Genomic DNA, 16,704 nt, shown 5'->3' on the forward strand with positions numbered 1-16,704 from the left:
GCTGGCTGATGATCCTTCGCTGAATCGCTTCATTTCTTATTTCCATGGTCTCTCTGCCGACAAACCGGGTTGGGTAGTGTATTCCTTTGGCTAAGATCAGTGGAATGAAATTCAGAAAATAACTCATTAAATGATCCTATCACGGGAATACTTTCCTCTTACCATAAGGTTATCTATATGAGATTCAACCCATTTAAAAGCCTGTACCTGCAGGTTCTTTTCGCCATTGTGGTCGGTGTGCTGCTGGGCCACTTCTACCCGGAGATGGGGGAACAAATGAAGCCGCTGGGAGACGGGTTCGTCAAATTAATTAAAATGATTATCGCGCCAGTTATCTTCTGTACCGTGGTGACCGGTATTGCGGGCATGGAAAGCATGAAGGAAGTGGGCCGCACCGGTGCGGTGGCACTCATCTATTTCGAAGTGGTCAGTACCCTGGCATTGATTATCGGCCTTATTATCGTCAACGTGGTCAAGCCGGGCGCCGGTATGAATGTAGACCCGGCATCGCTGGATGCTTCGGCGGTGGCGATATATGCCAAGCAGGCGGAACAGCAGGGACTGGTCGCCTTCCTGATGGATGTCATACCGTCCAGCGTGATCGGGGCATTTGCCAGCGGTAATATCCTTCAGGTATTGCTGTTTGCGGTACTGTTCGGTTTTGCCCTGCACCGTCTGGGCGAAAAAGGCCAGATTATCTTTAACGTGATAGACAGCTTTGCCAAGGTTATCTTCGGCATCATCAATATGATCATGCGCCTGGCGCCCATCGGCGCGTTTGGCGCAATGGCCTTTACTATCGGCAAATATGGGCTGGGTTCGCTGGTGCAGCTTGGGCAGCTTATCGCCTGCTTCTATCTGACCTGTGCGCTGTTTGTGGTGGTGGTACTGGGTTCCATTGCCCGGGCGGCGGGTTTCAATATCTTCAGGTTCATCAGCTACATCAAGGAAGAGCTGCTGATTGTGCTGGGAACCTCCTCCTCCGAGTCCGCCCTGCCGCGCATGCTGGATAAAATGGAACGGGTTGGCTGTGAGAAATCGGTGGTGGGGCTGGTTATCCCTACCGGCTATTCATTCAACCTCGACGGCACCTCTATTTACCTCACCATGGCGGCGGTATTCATTGCCCAGGCGACCAACAGTCATCTGGATATCATCCATCAGATAACACTGCTGGTGGTGCTGTTGCTGTCTTCCAAGGGGGCGGCGGGGGTTACCGGCAGCGGTTTTATCGTCCTGGCAGCAACGCTGTCTGCCGTCGGTCATCTGCCGGTGGCGGGACTGGCGCTGATACTCGGTATCGACCGCTTTATGTCCGAAGCCCGAGCGCTGACCAACCTGGTCGGCAATGGTGTGGCGACCATTGTCGTCGCCAAATGGTGCGGTCAGCTGGATGAACAGCAACTGCAGCAGGTACTTCACCGCCGCAAAGCCGCCAGTGTAAAAACCAGCTGACCCGGTATTTTTTCCTGTTTCGCCGGCTTGCGCGCCCTGCTTGCCCGGCGAAACAGCCGTTTGGTCAATTATCGCCCTGTCACCCTGCCGCGGGTTAATATTTTCTGCTGTATGGGAATATCCGTAAAGGTCTGCTGTCTAACAACATGGTACACTTTGCACCACGCAGTTTTTATGGCGGAATCAGTAGCATACGATGGAACGCACAGTAAACCTTCTGAGTGAAATTCATAAATTTTAATGGACAGTGATTGAGTAGGGGTTCACATGCAGGGCACCGGAATTCGTTTCTTGATGAGCGCTGTGTTGATGGCGGCGGCAGGGGGCAATGTTCAGGCCGAGGCATTACAGCCTGATCCCGCCTGGCAGCAAGGCAAACTTTCTAACGGCTTCTCCTGGCAAGTTCTGACCACACCGCAACGACCAAACGACCGTATCGAATTGCGCCTGATGGTGAATACTGGATCATTGGTTGAAAATGCCCAGCAGACCGGCTTTGCACGATTGCTGCCCCGGCTGGCATTGACGCACAGTGAAAGCTTTACCAGCGCACAGTTACACTCTTTATGGCAGCAGAGCGCGGACACGGCCCGCCCCCGGCCGCCGGCCGTGGTTTCCTATGACTACACGCTCTACAGCCTCAGCCTGCCCAATGGGCGGCCTGATCTGATAAAAGAATCGCTGAAATGGATGATGAACACCGGTGGCCATCTGGCAATCAATCCACCAACGCTGCGTGCCGCCCTCGCCGGCGAAGATCCGGTGGCCATCGCCCCTGCCGACAGCGATAGCCCATGGTGGCATTACCGTCTGAAAGGCTCGCCTCTGCTGGCGCACCCGCCGGAAAAAACCGTACAGCAGCCGGTCAACGCCACGCAGCTCTCGCAATTTTATCAGCGCTGGTATACCCCGGACGCCATGACGCTGTATGTGGTAGGCAATGTCGACAGCCGCAGCCTGAACGAGCAGATCGTCAAAACCTTTTCCGGCCTGAAAGGCAAACGGGAAACGCCGGCCACCCTGCCGACCCTGGCTCCGCTGCTGCCTGCACCGGTTAGCCTTATCAGTGAAACCAGCAAAACCGATACATTGAAAATTGTCTGGGACGATACCTGGCTGCCGATCCGCGACTCGCGCGCCCTTGAACGTTACTGGCGCGGCGACGTAGCCCGCGAAGCGATGTTCATGCGTATCCAGCAGGCCCTCACCGACAGTAAACTGCCTGACACCAATATCCGCTTTGACTGCAATGTCCATTACCTGCGTTCGCAGTGTGCGATACATATCGATAGCCCCAACGAAAACCTGATGCCGTCAATGACCTTCGTGGCGCGCGAGCTGGCAAACATTCGCGATAACGGCTTGACCCAAGCGGAGTTCAATGCGCTGATGGCGCGTAAATCCAGCGAGCTGAGTACGCTGTTTGCCACTTATGCCCGCACCGATACCGATATTCTGATGAGCCAGCGCTTGCGCTCCCAGCAGAATGACGTAGTGGATATTTCGCCAGAGCAATATCAGAAACTGCGTAATGAATTCCTTAACGGGCTTTCATTGCAGATGATGAATCAGGCGCTGCGCAGTCAACTGTCGCAAAATGCTACCCTGGTGCTGCTGCAGCCGTCAGGCGAGCCGGAAGTGAACATGAAGACGCTGCAGGAAAACTTCCAGCATATCCTGGATCCGGGTCCATTACCGGCAACGGTCGATGAAACCAAGCCTGAGGTTAGCGATATTCCTCCCGCGTCCTGACAGAGCAGCCTGATAGGGAGCTGCCGGCGGCACTGCGCAATGCACAGTGCCGTTGATGAAAGCCTGATGCATATTCAGCCAGGCATGGCGTCCCTGGGGATAATAGCGCCACGGTATTGAATAACTGTGCTGGCGGTCAGGTGACCGCTGCTGGCAGCCGCCTCGGCATCACCGCCGGTCAGGCGAACCGCCAGATAACCGGCACTGAATGAATCACCCGCAGCGGTAGTATCCACGACTTTTTCTTTCGGCAGCTTCACTGCCGGTATTTCCAGCAGATCGCCCTGTTCGGTCGAGACCAGGCAGGACTCGGCGCCACGCTTAATCACGATTTCCTGCACGCCCCACTCGCGGGTGCGGTTGATGACCTCTTCAACCGGCAGTTTGCCCCACAGCATATCTTCATCATCAAGCGTCAGAAAGGCAATGTCGGTGCAGGAAAGGATCTGGCGGTAGGCGTCACGGGTCGTTTCAACGCTGTCCCACAGGCGGGGGCGATAATTATTGTCAAAAATCACTTTACCGCCATTGGCCCGGCAGGCTTTCAGCAGCCCGACCAAACGACTGCGGCTTTCGGGGCTGAGGATTGCCACGCTGATGCCGCTGAGATAAAGGTAGTCGAACTGGGCCAATTGACGGCAGATGCCCTCGGCCTGATCGCTTTCCAGCCAGAAACGTGCTGCGGCCTCATTGCGCCAGTAGAAAAAGGTCCGCTCGCCGCTGTCATCGGTTTCGATATAGTAAAGGCCGGGCAGACGGTTATCCATGCGCTGTATCAGGGAGGTGTCGACCCCTTCCTGCTGCCAGGCCGCTATCATGTCATTACTGAAGCTGTCGGTGCCAAGGGCTGTCACGTAATGAACGTTAAGCGCTTTGGCCTCCACCAGACGGGAAATATACACTGAGGTATTAAGGGTGTCGCCACCGAAACCGCGCTTAACATCCGTGCCTTTTTGAGACAGTTCAATCATGCATTCGCCGATAACGGCAATATTATGGGTAGTCATGAATAACGGGCCTGTAATAAGAAATAAAAGGGGAAGACAGTACTTATCAATAGTCTCAACGTATCGGTAGTGCCAGTCAATACCTATTGAAACGATGTTTTAGTTAATCATGACCTGGATCGTCCGACCACCGACATTTAGCTCTCCTTAACGTCCGTCGCTGCCAGATGCGCGATCCTCATCTATTATTAAACCGGACAGAATTGAAATTAAGGATCTGAGCGACCATGACGCGCACAAAAAAAATTGTCGGAGGTGTTTTCCTGGTTTTGCTGCTGATAGTGGCTGCTGCCATTATTTTTGTGGCGACCTTTGACTGGAACCGCTTGAAACCGACCATCAATGAAAAGGTGTCTGCCGAACTGCAGCGCCCCTTTGCCATTAATGGCGATCTCGGCGTACAGTGGTCGCGCCAGCGGGATGAGGGCGGTTGGCGCGCCTGGGTGCCTTGGCCGCATATCCATGCCGATGACATCGTGCTGGGCAATCCCGAAGATGTCCCCGGCGATTATACTGCCCGACTCAAACGCGTAGAGGCCAGTATTGCCCCATTGTCGCTGCTGCACCGCGAGCTTTACCTGCCGCGTATTACCCTGGTCAGTCCCGATGCTTCCTTGAAACGATTGGCTAACGGCAAAAACAACTGGACCTTTAATCTGGCCAATGAAGATAAGCCCCAGGATCCTGACAAGCCTGTTTCGCCGTGGTCATTCAAAGTCGATGATATTGCTTTCGATCGGGGCAAGATTGATTACCTGGATCCGATAACCAAGGCCGATATCCATCTTGAAGTTAATCCGCTAGGCAAACCGGTTCCGTTCGCTGAGCTTGCCGGCAGCGAAAAGCCGAAAGAGACTAAAGCCACCAAGGACACCAAGGACACCAAGGACACCAAGGACACCAAGGACACCAAGGACACCAAGGATACCAAGGATTCCAAAGATGCCAAGGATTCCAAAGATGCCAAGGATTCCAAAGATGCCAAGGATTCCAAAGATGCCAAGGATTCCAAGGATGCCAAGGATTCCAAAGATGCCAAGGATTCCAAGGATGCCCAGGACTCGAAGGATTCTAACGCTTCTAAGGATACACAGGTTGCCAGCGCCGGTCAGGCTTCGCGCAGCAGTACCAATGATTTCGTTTTTGGCTGGAAAATCAGCGGCACCTATAACAAAGAACGCCTGTCGGGTGAGGGTAAAATCGGCGGAATGCTGGCTTTGAGAGACAGCGGCAGACCGTTCCCGCTGCAGGCGGATGTGCGTTCAGGCAACACGCGGGTAGGACTGGCCGGTACCCTTGAAGATCCGCTCAATTTCGGCGGACTGGATTTACGTCTGAAGCTTTCCGGCGACAATCTGGGGGATTTGCAGGGCATTACCGGGATTGTTTTGCCTGACTCGCCACCGTATTCGACCGACGGTCATCTGATAGCCCACTTCAAAGGCAAAGACGCTGGGCTTTACCGCTATGAAAAATTCAACGGCAAAATAGGGCAGAGCGATATTCACGGTACGCTGGTGTTCCGTCAGGGCAAACCGCGTCCGTCTCTCAGCGGAGAAATCGTCTCCGAACAACTCAGACTGGCTGATTTGGGGCCGCTTATCGGCGCTGACTCTGGTACTGCAGCCGGTAAAGAAAAAGCCAAGACCAAATCTGTGCAGCCTGCCGATAAGGTCTTGCCCTACGACAAATTCGAGACTGCCGCTTGGTCAACCATGGACGCCGACATTAAATTTACCGGCAAGCGTATCGAGCACGGGAATACCCTGCCGATAAGCGATCTCTATACCCATCTGACGCTGAAAAAGGGTGAACTGTTGCTGGATCCGCTGCGTTTCGGCCTGGCTCGCGGCAGCCTGAATTCCACCATACGGCTGGAGGGGGATCGCAAACCGATGCGCGGTCGAGCGGATATTCATGCCCGCAAACTGCAGTTGAAAGCCCTGTTCCCAACGGTTGAAGCCATGCGCAGCAGCATGGGACAGCTTAATGGCGATGCCCAACTGACCGGTACCGGCAACTCGGTAGCCGAATTGCTGGGCAGCAGCAATGGCAGCCTGCGTATCCTGATGAACGATGGCGTTATCAGCCGCAATCTGATGGAGATAGCCGGCCTGAATGTGGGTAACTATGTGGTGGGTAAACTGTTTGGCGATGACCAGGTGAAAATCAACTGCGCGGCGGCTGATGTAGGCGTCCAGAGCGGACTGGCTACCTCGAGGCTGATTGTCTTCGATACGGAGAATGCCGTTATTAATATCAACGGCAACACCAATTTTGCTACCGAACGCCTCGATCTGTCGATCAATCCCGACAGTAAGGGCTTACGTATCGTCACCCTGCGTTCACCGCTGTATGTTCGCGGCACCTACAAGAACCCGTCGGCAGGCGTAAAAGCCGGGCCGCTTATCGCGCGCGGTGCGGCGGCAGTAGCCTTGGGTGCGGTATTGACCCCGGCGGCCGCCTTGCTGGCCCTTATTTCCCCCAGCGATGGCGGCGGCAATCAGTGCGGGCCGATCTTGCAGCAAATGAAGGCCAAATAAGCCCGGTCAAAGGCGATTAACGGCCGTATCCAGGATGGCACAGCTGTGATCCTGGATTTCCTCCGTTGAGGCGAGGTTAAAGCGCATTAAGTTTCGCCTTAAGGCCAGCAGGATAAAGCTGCCGTCGGACGCCGGGACTAGGGCCAGGCCGTAATGGCCCATCTGGCTGCCGGCGTCTGGCACCTCTTCGGCCAGCATTCTGAATGGACTTTTCGCTGCCAGTGCTTGGGCGGTAACCCGTCTGGCCAGGTAAGGGTGGCCCCGCAGCGGGGTCGGCAGCGGCTGCCAGCCATTGCCCAGCCTGGTGGTATCATTATCGATTTGCTGCCTAACGTCAGGACGTAGGCAGGAAATATGCACATGCAGATGGTTCTGCGTCCGGCCCAATTCGGAATTGACCGTCAATGACAAGCTGCGATCCGCTATCGCGGCCCCGCGTTTATCCGCCAGATAATGCCTGGCCTGCCATGACTGATAGAAATAGTTTGGCGTCTGCTCGGCAAGCAGGACCGGACTCTCGATACCGGATATCTTTGCTATCGGCATCAGCAGAAACTGCAGCCCCCCCTTAAGATCTTTGTAGATGACATAATCCGAATCAATATTGACTTCACTACAGGGAGCCGGTTGCCCCTGCTGCCGCTGGTGCGGTACGCATTCCAGACTGACATTGCGCCACAATGCTTCTGAATTGCCGATGAGCCTTTGGGCGCAATACACCCCGCCGGCAATGATGATTAACAAAACCGTCAACCAGAGATACCGATTGCGTCGCCTGTCCATATGTAACATCCATCCCTGATGCTTGCAAAAAAAAGGGCCGTATCCCTGCAGGTACTGACCCGTCCATTGTGTGGAGCGCCCGCACTGGCTGCGAGCCGCTTATGCATTACTACAGCGCCTGGTACCTGGTTTCATGGCTTGCCAACAGCGCCAGCAGTGTGACGGTCGCCATGGCCGCCAGATAGATGCCGACATAAAACAAACCATAGTTGGCGGTCAGCCAGGTGGCGATATAGGGCGCCACCGATGCGCCGATGATTGACGCCACATTATAGGAAAACGAGGCGCCGGTATAGCGGACTTCCGTCGGGAACAGTTCCGGCAGCAGTGCGCCCATAGGGCCGAAAGTCAGCCCCATTACGGTGAAACCGCACAGCAGGAACGCCATCACCAGCCAGGTATTGCCTGAGCCCAGCATCGAAGGGAACACCAGGGCGAAAACGATGATCAGCAGAGTAATCCATATCATCGTCCGGCGACGGCCAAATGCATCAGCGAGTTGTCCGGCGACCGGTACCAGCAAACCAAAACCCACTACACCCACCATCAGCATCAGCAGGAAATCATTACGAGAGAAACCCAGGCCAACTGGCTTGGCCGTTGTGCCGTAGGTCAACGAATAAACCGTCATGATATAGAACAGGGTATAGGTCGCCACCATGATAAAAGTGCCGATGACCGTCACGCGCAAATGCTTGCTGAACAAGGTGCCGATCGGCATCCGCACCTGGGCTTTAGCCTTGGCGATCTTGGCGAACACCGGCGTTTCGTGCAGGGAAACACGGACATACAACCCAACCAGCACCAGCGCGGCCGACAGAATAAACGGCACCCGCCAGCCCCAGGTCATGAACTGTTCATCAGTCAGTAGCCAGGAAAGCAGTAGAAACATGCCGTTAGCGAAGAAAAAGCCGATTGGCGCACCTAACTGCGGAAATGAACCGTAAAGCGCACGTTTATTGGCCGGGGCATTTTCGGTAGCCAGCAAGGCAGCGCCTCCCCATTCTCCACCGAGTCCCAGACCTTGACCAAAACGCGCCAGCGCCAGCAGTATCGGCGCCAGGATGCCGATGGTCTCATAACTCGGCAACAGGCCAATCAGCACAGTGGAGATGCCCATGGTCAGCAGCGAAGCCACCAGCGTCACCTTGCGGCCGACACGGTCGCCAAAGTGACCGAACAGCGCCGACCCTATGGGGCGGGCCACAAAGGCGATGGCAAAGGTCGCCAGCGATTGCAGCGTAGCGGCGGTCGGATCACCCTGCGGAAAGAAAATATGCGGAAAGACGATAACGGCCGCTGTGGCATAAATATAGAAATCAAAAAATTCGATGGCGGTACCGATAAGCGAGGCCACAATCACCTTTCCACGGGAGTTGACTGGAATGGATTGGGCGTCTGTATCGATGGCTGGTGCGGCGGAGGCTGGCATAATTATTTCTTATTGATCGACTACATAAAAGAACAGCATCTTAGACAGAGAAACAACCCTTTTCAATGGACAAATTTTGACCAAATGGCCGATTTTTGCGGCCTATAGGTGAATATCTTCTTTGACTGTTAATTGACAGCGAATAACATCCTGCAAACTGGAATCTGCAGTTTTTATCGCTATAGGCAGGGCAAAGAAAAGCGTGGGGGTAGTCCAAAATGCTGGTATATGGTTATATTGGTGTTAAATATGGTGTATCAAACTGCTTTATAGGCGGTTAATAAGAATAATTAACCACCTATATCAATGAGGCCGATATTTAACGCAGGTCGCCGCCGGCCTGCTCCGGCGGTTCAAGGCCGGCGCCGCTGTCTGCCTGCTTCGGATCCCTGTATTCGGTGGTGGCAATCCAGGCGGCGCAGAACAGCGTCAGCCGGGCGAAGAAGTAGAAAAAGGCCATCAGGCCGATGACCGATCCGAAGGCGGCGCCTGACGGCGAGGAGGCCAGCTTGGGCAGGGTCATGGTCATGATAATTTTGATCACTTCGAAGCCGGCCGCTGCCAGTAGCGCACCGCGAAAAACCGCCTTATGATGCGGCTTATAGCGCGGAATAACCCAGAAAATCCAGACAAACAGCAGGAAGTTCGCCAGTATCGACACGCACATAGCGATAATGGTCAATACCGGGCGCAGCCATTCAACACCATCCAGCCCGAGAGCGGTGACGATGCTGGCCTGGGCGGCGCCGGCAATCGAGGTCAGAGAAAGGGTGATGATAAGGGCAATGATCAGGCCAATCAGCGACAACAAATCGCGCAAATATTTGATATAGAATTTTTCTTTGTCCTGAGGGTTACGTTCCCATTCATCCCGTAATTGGGCGCGAATCGCCTCGCGTAGATTGCCTATCCAGTTCAGCCCGGAATACAGCGCAATCAGCAGGCCGGTGATGCCAACGGTGGTACGCTGATCGATGGCGGTGCGTACGGTATTTTTCAGCGTCTGAGCCGTGGTAGGGTCGTTAAGACTGTCAGCAATCTTATTGATCAAATCGGTCAGGATGTCAGGATTTGACGCCAGGAAGAAACCGACGCTGGCAAAAGACACCATCAAAATCGGAATCAGCGACAGGAACGAAAAGTAAGTAATGGCCGCGCCGAACTGGCTACCCATCCGATCATTAAACCGCGTCATGGCGCGAATAAAATGCGCAATAATCGGGTAAGCGCTTACTCTCTCTATCAAACGGCCTGAACGCACAGCGGCATTATCAACGGTTTTATTTCCGCTGTGAAAGTCGCTCAGCGGATTAGTGATTTCCGGTTTACGGCCGGTGCGGCTTGTCGTTGATTTTTCGGCCATAATCCCTCTCTTGGCTGCGTTATTGCATGGCATCTGATTGATTATAGACGAAGATATCGCGTAAGGTGGCGATGGCCGGGAGCGACAGTGTCGGCGAGGGTAAATTGAAATATCAGGCAGGGGCGCCTAGGCTGTAAAATTAACAGAGGTTGGATATGCTGTTTCACCGTTTTGAGAGAATAATTGATATATTTCAATCCGATCCGGGTAAAGCACCGCCGAACCGGGTATGGCCTTTTTATCTATTCTATCTGCGGCAGGTGTGGCCGAGTTTTGCCGCCCTGTTGCTGGTTGGCCTGGTTGCATCGCTGATTGAAGTGTCGCTGTTCAGCTATTTGAGCCGCATTATCGACCTGACCAACACCTCTCCGGCCACCGGTTTCTTTAGCGCCCACGGCGCGGAACTGATGTGGATGGCATTCGTGGCGCTGGTGATGCGGCCGGTGTTTTTCGGCCTGCATGATTTGCTGGTCCACCAGACCATCAGCCCGGGCATGACCAGTCTTATTCGCTGGCAGAATCACAATTACGTGCTGCGCCAAAGCCTGAATTTCTTTCAGAACGACTTCGCCGGACGAATTGCCCAGCGCATCATGCAGACCGGCAACTCCCTGCGCGATTCGGCCGTGCAGGCGGTCGATGCCCTGTGGCACGTCATTATCTATGCGGTAAGCGCCCTGGTGCTGTTCGCTGAGGCGGACTGGCGGCTAATGATTCCGCTGGTGGCCTGGATTTTTTGCTATGTTGCCTGCCTGTTCTACTTTGTTCCCCGGGTCAAAGCCCGATCGGTGGAGTCCTCCGAGGCACGTTCGCGGCTGATGGGCTGTATCGTCGATGGTTATACCAATATCACCACGCTTAAGCTGTTCGCCCATACCGAACTTGAACAGCAATACGCCCGCGATGCGATAACCGATCAAACGGTCAAAACCCAGCTGGCGGGGAGGGTGGTCACCAGTATGGATGTGGCAATCACCAGTCTTAATGGCGTACTGATTGTCAGCACCACCGGCCTGGCCCTGTGGCTATGGACCCATTCGCTTATCAGCGTCGGTGCCATTGCGCTGGCGACCGGCCTGGTGATTCGTATCGTCAATATGTCCGGCTGGATCATGTGGGTAGTCAACGGCATATTTGAAAATATCGGCATGGTGCAGGACGGGCTGAACACCATTGCCCAGCCGGTCAGCGTAACTGACCGGCCGGCGGCAAAGGATCTGCAGGTGCGGCATGGCGCGATTCACTTTGATAACGTCAATTTCAATTACGGCGGCGATCGCCCGGTCATCAGCGGGTTGCAGCTATCGATAAAGCCCGGCGAAAAAATCGGCCTTATCGGCCCATCGGGCGCCGGGAAATCGACCCTGGTCAATCTGCTGCTGCGCCTTTACGATCTAGATGGCGGACGCATTCTGATCGATGAGCAGAATATTGCCGACATCAGCCAGGAGAGCCTGAGGGCGCAGATCGGTATGATCACCCAGGATACCTCGCTGCTGCATCGATCAATTCGAGACAATCTGCTGTATGGTCGTCCGGATGCCAGCGATGAGCAATTGTGGGACGCGATTCGTCGCGCCCGGGCCGATGAGTTTATTCCCCTGCTGTCCGATCCCAACGGCCGAACCGGCCTGGATGCCCATGTGGGCGAGCGTGGCGTCAAGCTATCCGGCGGCCAGCGCCAGCGCATTGCTATCGCCCGCGTACTGCTCAAAGATGCGCCGGTGCTGATTATGGATGAAGCGACATCGGCGCTCGACTCGGAAGTGGAGTCGGCCATCCAGGAAAGCCTGGGATCGCTGATGGAAGGCAAAACGGTCATCGCCATCGCCCACCGGTTGTCGACTATTGTCAAAATGGATCGGCTGGTGGTGCTGGATAAGGGCAATATCGTCGAGACCGGCACCCATCAGCAGTTGCTGGCGCGTAAGGGACTGTATGCCCGCCTCTGGCAGCACCAGACCGGCGGATTTGTCGGCGCTGATTAACCCCCTCAGCGGGCGGGCGTCCTTTCATCGGCGGCGTTCGGGAGCCGGAGACGGCATCAGTTCCGGCGGTAGGGCAGAGACTGACGGGCCTGTTCGGCCCAAGCGGCTACGGCCACGCGTTCCTGGCGCAGGAAATCGTCCACCGCCGCCTGCAGGCCGGGGTGGCGCAGATAATGCCAGGAATGGGTCAGCACCGGTTCGAAACCGCGAATAAGTTTGTGCTCGCCCTGGGCTCCGGCATCAAAATGGGTTAGTCCCTGTGCAATGGCATAGTCCATACCCTGATAGAAGCAGGTTTCAAAATGCAGCCGGTCAAATTCTGCCAGGCACCCCCAGTAGCGGCCATAAAAGCGGTCGCCGCTTATCAGACTGAAGGCCATCGCCACATCCTGACCCTGCTGCCGGGCGACGACCACGCGGATCGCCTGGGGCATGCGTTCGGCCAGCAAGCTGAAAAATAACCGGGTCAGGTAGGGCGCCCTGCCTCTGACCCGATAAGTATTGGCATAGCAGGTATAGACAAAATCCCATTGAGCTTCGCTGAGCTCACCGCCTTCAAACCAGTGGAACGTTATCCCCTGAGCGGCCACCTGTTGCCGCTCATTGCGCATCTGCTTACGCTTGCGTGAGCTCAGCGTGTCCAGAAAGTCCTGAAAATCCCGATAGCCGCGGTTATGCCAGTGATATTGGCAATCTGAACGCAGCAGCCACTGGGGGCGCCCGTCAAACAACCGGTCACTCTCAGGGCTGGTAAAGTTCACATGGGCACCGGAAAGCCCCTGTCGAACCAGGTAAGCAGGCAGTTCATCCAGCAACTGTCCCGCCGCCGCCTCGCCGCCGAGGATGCGATGGCCGGTGACCGGGCTGAATGGCACCGCCCCCAGCCATTTGGGATAATAATCGATACCGGCCCGCAAACACGCCTCGGCCCAGCCCTGGTCGAACACATATTCGCCGTAGGAGTGCCATTTGCGATAGCCAGGCATGGCGGCCAGCAGCCTGCCGTCCTGATACCACAGCAGATGCTCTGGTCGCCAGCCGGAATCTGGCCCCAGGCTGCCGCTGTCTTCTAGGGCGGTGAGGAAAGCATGGCGCAAAAACGGCTGGGCTGCCGGTACCAGCGCATCCCATTCGTCCTCGGGCAGCTCGGCTAATCGGGTTAACGGCGTCAATGACATGTTGCTCCTTGCTGATGTTCTGCAATGTTTCCGATATTAAGCGCCATGGTGACATAATGCCCTGGATTTTTGTGGCGGTGGCAACCCGCGCCGGCCATCAAGGCGGGTGATCAGCGCTTTTCCTGACTGTATGCTGTAGCTGGACGAGGGCGATATCCCCCGTCGGCCGCTCAACAGGGGATAACGCGATTATCGTAGGTTGATTGTGCCTGCGCCAGGCAGGGGCCATGTTCCTCTGCCCAGCAGAGAAGCACCGAGAAAGGTTGGCGCAGGGTATGGCCGAGCGGGGTAATAGCGTATTCAACCGCAACCGGCGAAGACGAAATAACGCGCCGGGTTACCAGTCCGTTTCTTTCCAGCCGGCGCAGCGCCTCGGTCAGCGCTTTGTGCGTGATTGGATCCAGCCGGCGCTTTATCGCATTGAAACGCGCCGGTTCGCTGCAAACCACCGTCAATATCAGCACCGACCACTTATTGGCAATCTGTTCCAGTACCGGCCTGGTGGCATTGATATCGGCCAGCAAAGCGTCTATGGACTGGGTCGTCATCTTATTTTCCTCATTCAACATGTATTGCCGCCCCTTTTACACTGTTATTACACTGTGAAAATGTCAACGGGTCTTCCCGGCTCGGTGCCGCCGTCAGGCAGACAAAAAAGGCCAGTGCGCTAAAGCGCCTGACCTGATTACAGCACCTTAACCCACTGATGGTCGGGGATACGGCAGAAAAACGGCAGGGGATGTCTCCCGCTGCCTTATCTCATGGTAACGAATTCTTCCGATGCGGTTGGATGAATAGCCACGGTATTATCGAAATCGTGCTTGGTGGCGCCCATCTTGACTGCGACCGCAAAGCCCTGCAGCATTTCATCCATACCAAAGCCGATACCGTGCAGGCCGACGATTTTCTCTTCCGGCCCAACGCAGACCAACTTCATGCGACAGGGCTGGCGATGCTGGGTTACCGCGGTATACATCGAGGTAAAGGAAGATTTATACACCTTGACCTGTTGCTCGCCGTATTTCTCGATTGCCTCGGGCTCCGTCAATCCAATGGTGCCGATTGGCGGGTGGCTGAATACCACGGTCGGGATAAGCGAATAATCCAGGTGCTCTTCCGGCTTGCCGTTAAACAGGCGTTCAGACAAACGGCGTCCGGCAGCGACGGCAACCGGAGTGAGTTCCACCGCCCCGGTGTTATCGCCGACCGCATAAATTCCCGGCACCGAGGTATTCTGGTATTTATCCACCGCGATATAGCCGCGGCTGTCGATTTTAACGCCAGCGGCGGCAAGATTGATGCCGTCGGTTGATGGCTCCCGGCCGATAGCCCACACCAGCGCATCCACGGTAAACTCATCGCCGTTTTCAAGCTTCAACGTCAGGCTGCCGTCGCTATTTTTCACCACCGAAGACGGCAGCGACTCGGTATGCAGGCTGGGGCCTTCGGCATTCATCACCTCGACCAGCGTGTCGACGATCAGCGGATCAAAGGTACGCAGCGGGGCATGCCTGCGCACAAACAGGTGAGTCTCCGCTCCCAGGCCGTTCAGCACGCCGGCCAGTTCCACGGCGATATAGCCGGCACCGACTACCGCTACCCGTTTCGGCATCGCCTGCAGATCAAAGAAGCCGTCTGAATCGATACCATACTCCGCGCCCGGGATCTCGATTTTACTGGGCCGACCGCCGGTGGCGATCAGGATATGGTCGGCGGTAATGCGTTCACCGTTAACCTCAACGGTATGGGCATCGATAAAGCGCGCAAAGCCATGGATAACATCGACATTATTATTGCCCAGCACGCGATCATAGGACTGATGGATGCGGTCAATATAGTCGCTGCGGCTTTTGACCAGGATATTCCAGTTAAAATGATTAACTGTGGTATCGAAACCATAGTCCGGTCCGTAAAGATGGATTGCTTCCGCTATCTGGGCCGCATGCCACATGACTTTCTTCGGCACGCAGCCGACATTGACGCAGGTACCGCCGAGCGCCTTGGCCTCAACCAGCGCGCACTTACGGCCATACATCGCAGCTCGATTAATCGACGCAATGCCGCCGCTGCCGCCGCCAATAGCGAGATAATCATAATGTTTGGTCATCCGGTCATTCCCTATACGTAGCAAATATGGGCGTCAGTTTACCGCGTCCGGATAATTTATCGCAAAGTTTGCATCAATACTTCCGATAGGTAAGCAGTACCGGCGTCGGAAATTCAATTACTCCGGCACCACCCATTTGACCAGGGTATGGCCATGGCCGCTTGGCACCAGCACCTGATGGAGCCAGGGCAGAATATCGGTCATCTGCTGTTCCAGCTTCCACGGCGGATTGACGACGATCATGCCGGACGCCGTCATGCCGCGCTGATCGCTGTCCGGGCGCACGGCCAGTTCGATTTGCAGGATCCTGCGGATGCCGCTGCTTTCCAGCCCCTTGAGCATCCGTTTGATGTGCTGGCGCAGCACTACCGGATACCAGATGGCGTAAACGCCAGTGGAGAAACGCTTATAGGCCTCTGCCATGCCGGTCACCACGTCCTGATAGTCGGATTTTAATTCATAGGAAGGGTCCATCAGAATGACGCCACGGCGAGACGCCGGCGGCAACTGTGACTTCAACTGGCCATAACCATCGGCGCGCTGCACCTTGGCCCGGGGATCCTTCTGGAATTCATTGCGTAGCAAAGGATAATCACTGGTATGCAGTTCGGTCAGGTTGAGCTTGTCATCTTCGCGCAGTAACTGACGGGCGATAAGCGGCGATCCGGGGTAATAGCGCAACTGGCCGCTGCGATTGTAATGGCGCAGTACCGTCAGATAAGCCTCCATCTGTGCCGGACAGTCATCGCGCTGCCAGATTTTAGCGATACCTTCCAGATACTCGCCGGTACGTTCGGCCCGTTCGCTGCTCAGCAGATAGCGTCCGGCACCGGCATGGGTATCCAGATAGAGGAAAGGTTTTTCTTTTTCTTTCATAGCCGTCAGGATAAGGCTGAGGACGGTATGCTTGAGCACATCGGCATGATTGCCGGCATGAAAGCTGTGGCGATAACTTAACATATGGGTTTATACGCTTTTAAATGACGTTTTTAATCACAGTAAAATCAGCATATTACTGCAATTTAAACTGTACGTGGTCTTGGTGCCCTGTCGTCCTGCTGAAGGCTGATGAGCATTCAGCAGGACGACAGGGCGC

The 16,704-nt window shown here is 55.3% G+C and carries 12 protein-coding genes; 4 read left to right on the forward strand and 8 right to left on the reverse strand.

What is annotated here, in order from left to right:
• Positions 1-177 precede the first annotated feature (177 nt).
• Together EDC52_RS12605 and EDC52_RS12610 are read left to right on the forward strand one after the other, a co-directional pair.
• On the forward strand, positions 178-1,455 hold the full coding sequence (locus tag EDC52_RS12605; RefSeq protein ID WP_131865684.1) for a dicarboxylate/amino acid:cation symporter: 1,278 nt from the start codon (positions 178-180) through the stop codon (positions 1,453-1,455).
• A 267-nt stretch (positions 1,456-1,722) separates the two neighbouring features.
• Positions 1,723-3,207 carry a M16 family metallopeptidase gene (locus EDC52_RS12610; protein ID WP_131865685.1) on the forward strand — a complete coding sequence of 495 codons (1,485 nt, stop codon included), beginning with the start codon at positions 1,723-1,725 and terminating at the stop codon, positions 3,205-3,207.
• Positions 3,208-3,281: 74 nt separating this feature from the next.
• Here the strand turns inward: EDC52_RS12610 and kdgK are convergent, their stop codons facing one another.
• Positions 3,282-4,214: a 2-dehydro-3-deoxygluconokinase gene (kdgK, locus tag EDC52_RS12615; RefSeq protein WP_131865686.1), complete on the reverse strand. Its 933-nt coding sequence runs from the start codon at positions 4,212-4,214 to the stop codon at positions 3,282-3,284.
• A 227-nt stretch (positions 4,215-4,441) separates the two neighbouring features.
• Between kdgK and EDC52_RS12620 the strand changes: the two genes are divergently transcribed.
• Positions 4,442-6,757, forward strand: a complete 2,316-nt coding sequence (locus EDC52_RS12620; protein ID WP_131865687.1) for an AsmA family protein — start codon at positions 4,442-4,444, stop codon at positions 6,755-6,757.
• A 6-nt stretch (positions 6,758-6,763) separates the two neighbouring features.
• On the opposite strand, the gene EDC52_RS12625 is transcribed toward EDC52_RS12620, so the two are convergent.
• From EDC52_RS12625 to yhjD, 3 genes are all read right to left on the reverse strand, one after another.
• Complete coding sequence (locus EDC52_RS12625) at positions 6,764-7,540, reverse strand: CDP-diacylglycerol diphosphatase (protein ID WP_131865688.1); 777 nt, start codon at positions 7,538-7,540, stop codon at positions 6,764-6,766.
• 109 nt (positions 7,541-7,649) lie between these two features.
• Positions 7,650-8,972 (reverse strand): MFS transporter, encoded by a 1,323-nt coding sequence (locus EDC52_RS12630; protein ID WP_131865689.1) that lies wholly within the window; start codon positions 8,970-8,972, stop codon positions 7,650-7,652.
• A 319-nt stretch (positions 8,973-9,291) separates the two neighbouring features.
• Entirely contained in the window at positions 9,292-10,335 is a 1,044-nt protein-coding gene (yhjD, locus tag EDC52_RS12635) for an inner membrane protein YhjD (protein WP_131865690.1), read from the reverse strand.
• A gap of 155 nt (positions 10,336-10,490) precedes the next feature.
• On the opposite strand from yhjD, the gene EDC52_RS12640 reads away from it, so the two are divergent.
• Positions 10,491-12,323, forward strand: a complete 1,833-nt coding sequence (locus EDC52_RS12640; protein ID WP_131865691.1) for an ABC transporter ATP-binding protein — start codon at positions 10,491-10,493, stop codon at positions 12,321-12,323.
• 56 nt (positions 12,324-12,379) lie between these two features.
• Here EDC52_RS12640 and EDC52_RS12645 read toward each other — a convergent pair whose 3' ends face one another.
• From EDC52_RS12645 to EDC52_RS12660, 4 genes are all read right to left on the reverse strand, one after another.
• On the reverse strand, positions 12,380-13,501 hold the full coding sequence (locus EDC52_RS12645) for a GNAT family N-acetyltransferase (RefSeq protein WP_131865692.1): 1,122 nt from the start codon (positions 13,499-13,501) through the stop codon (positions 12,380-12,382).
• A 170-nt stretch (positions 13,502-13,671) separates the two neighbouring features.
• Positions 13,672-14,049 carry a winged helix-turn-helix transcriptional regulator gene (locus EDC52_RS12650; RefSeq protein WP_131865693.1) on the reverse strand — a complete coding sequence of 126 codons (378 nt, stop codon included), beginning with the start codon at positions 14,047-14,049 and terminating at the stop codon, positions 13,672-13,674.
• A gap of 206 nt (positions 14,050-14,255) precedes the next feature.
• Positions 14,256-15,608, reverse strand: a complete 1,353-nt coding sequence (gene gorA, locus EDC52_RS12655) for a glutathione-disulfide reductase (protein WP_131865694.1) — start codon at positions 15,606-15,608, stop codon at positions 14,256-14,258.
• A 117-nt stretch (positions 15,609-15,725) separates the two neighbouring features.
• Positions 15,726-16,568: a 23S rRNA (adenine(2030)-N(6))-methyltransferase RlmJ gene (locus EDC52_RS12660; RefSeq protein WP_131865695.1), complete on the reverse strand. Its 843-nt coding sequence runs from the start codon at positions 16,566-16,568 to the stop codon at positions 15,726-15,728.
• Between the last annotated feature and the right edge of the window lie 136 nt (positions 16,569-16,704).

This window comes from Biostraticola tofi (assembly GCF_004343195.1).
In the GTDB taxonomy this organism is placed as follows: domain Bacteria; phylum Pseudomonadota; class Gammaproteobacteria; order Enterobacterales; family Enterobacteriaceae; genus Biostraticola; species Biostraticola tofi.

Excerpts from the sequence above, each read along its gene's own strand:
- EDC52_RS12605 (WP_131865684.1), top strand. The coding sequence starts at position 178 with ATGAGATTCAACCCATTTAAAAGCCTGTACCTGCAGGTTCTTTTCGCC.
- yhjD (WP_131865690.1), bottom strand. The coding sequence starts at position 10,335 with ATGGCCGAAAAATCAACGACAAGCCGCACCGGCCGTAAACCGGAAATC.
- EDC52_RS12640 (WP_131865691.1), top strand. The coding sequence starts at position 10,491 with ATGCTGTTTCACCGTTTTGAGAGAATAATTGATATATTTCAATCCGAT.
- EDC52_RS12645 (WP_131865692.1), bottom strand. The coding sequence starts at position 13,501 with ATGTCATTGACGCCGTTAACCCGATTAGCCGAGCTGCCCGAGGACGAA.
- EDC52_RS12650 (WP_131865693.1), bottom strand. The coding sequence starts at position 14,049 with ATGACGACCCAGTCCATAGACGCTTTGCTGGCCGATATCAATGCCACC.
- EDC52_RS12610 (WP_131865685.1), top strand. The coding sequence starts at position 1,723 with ATGCAGGGCACCGGAATTCGTTTCTTGATGAGCGCTGTGTTGATGGCG.
- EDC52_RS12620 (WP_131865687.1), top strand. The coding sequence starts at position 4,442 with ATGACGCGCACAAAAAAAATTGTCGGAGGTGTTTTCCTGGTTTTGCTG.
- EDC52_RS12625 (WP_131865688.1), bottom strand. The coding sequence starts at position 7,540 with ATGGACAGGCGACGCAATCGGTATCTCTGGTTGACGGTTTTGTTAATC.
- kdgK (WP_131865686.1), bottom strand. The coding sequence starts at position 4,214 with ATGACTACCCATAATATTGCCGTTATCGGCGAATGCATGATTGAACTG.
- gorA (WP_131865694.1), bottom strand. The coding sequence starts at position 15,608 with ATGACCAAACATTATGATTATCTCGCTATTGGCGGCGGCAGCGGCGGC.
- EDC52_RS12660 (WP_131865695.1), bottom strand. The coding sequence starts at position 16,568 with ATGTTAAGTTATCGCCACAGCTTTCATGCCGGCAATCATGCCGATGTG.
- EDC52_RS12630 (WP_131865689.1), bottom strand. The coding sequence starts at position 8,972 with ATGCCAGCCTCCGCCGCACCAGCCATCGATACAGACGCCCAATCCATT.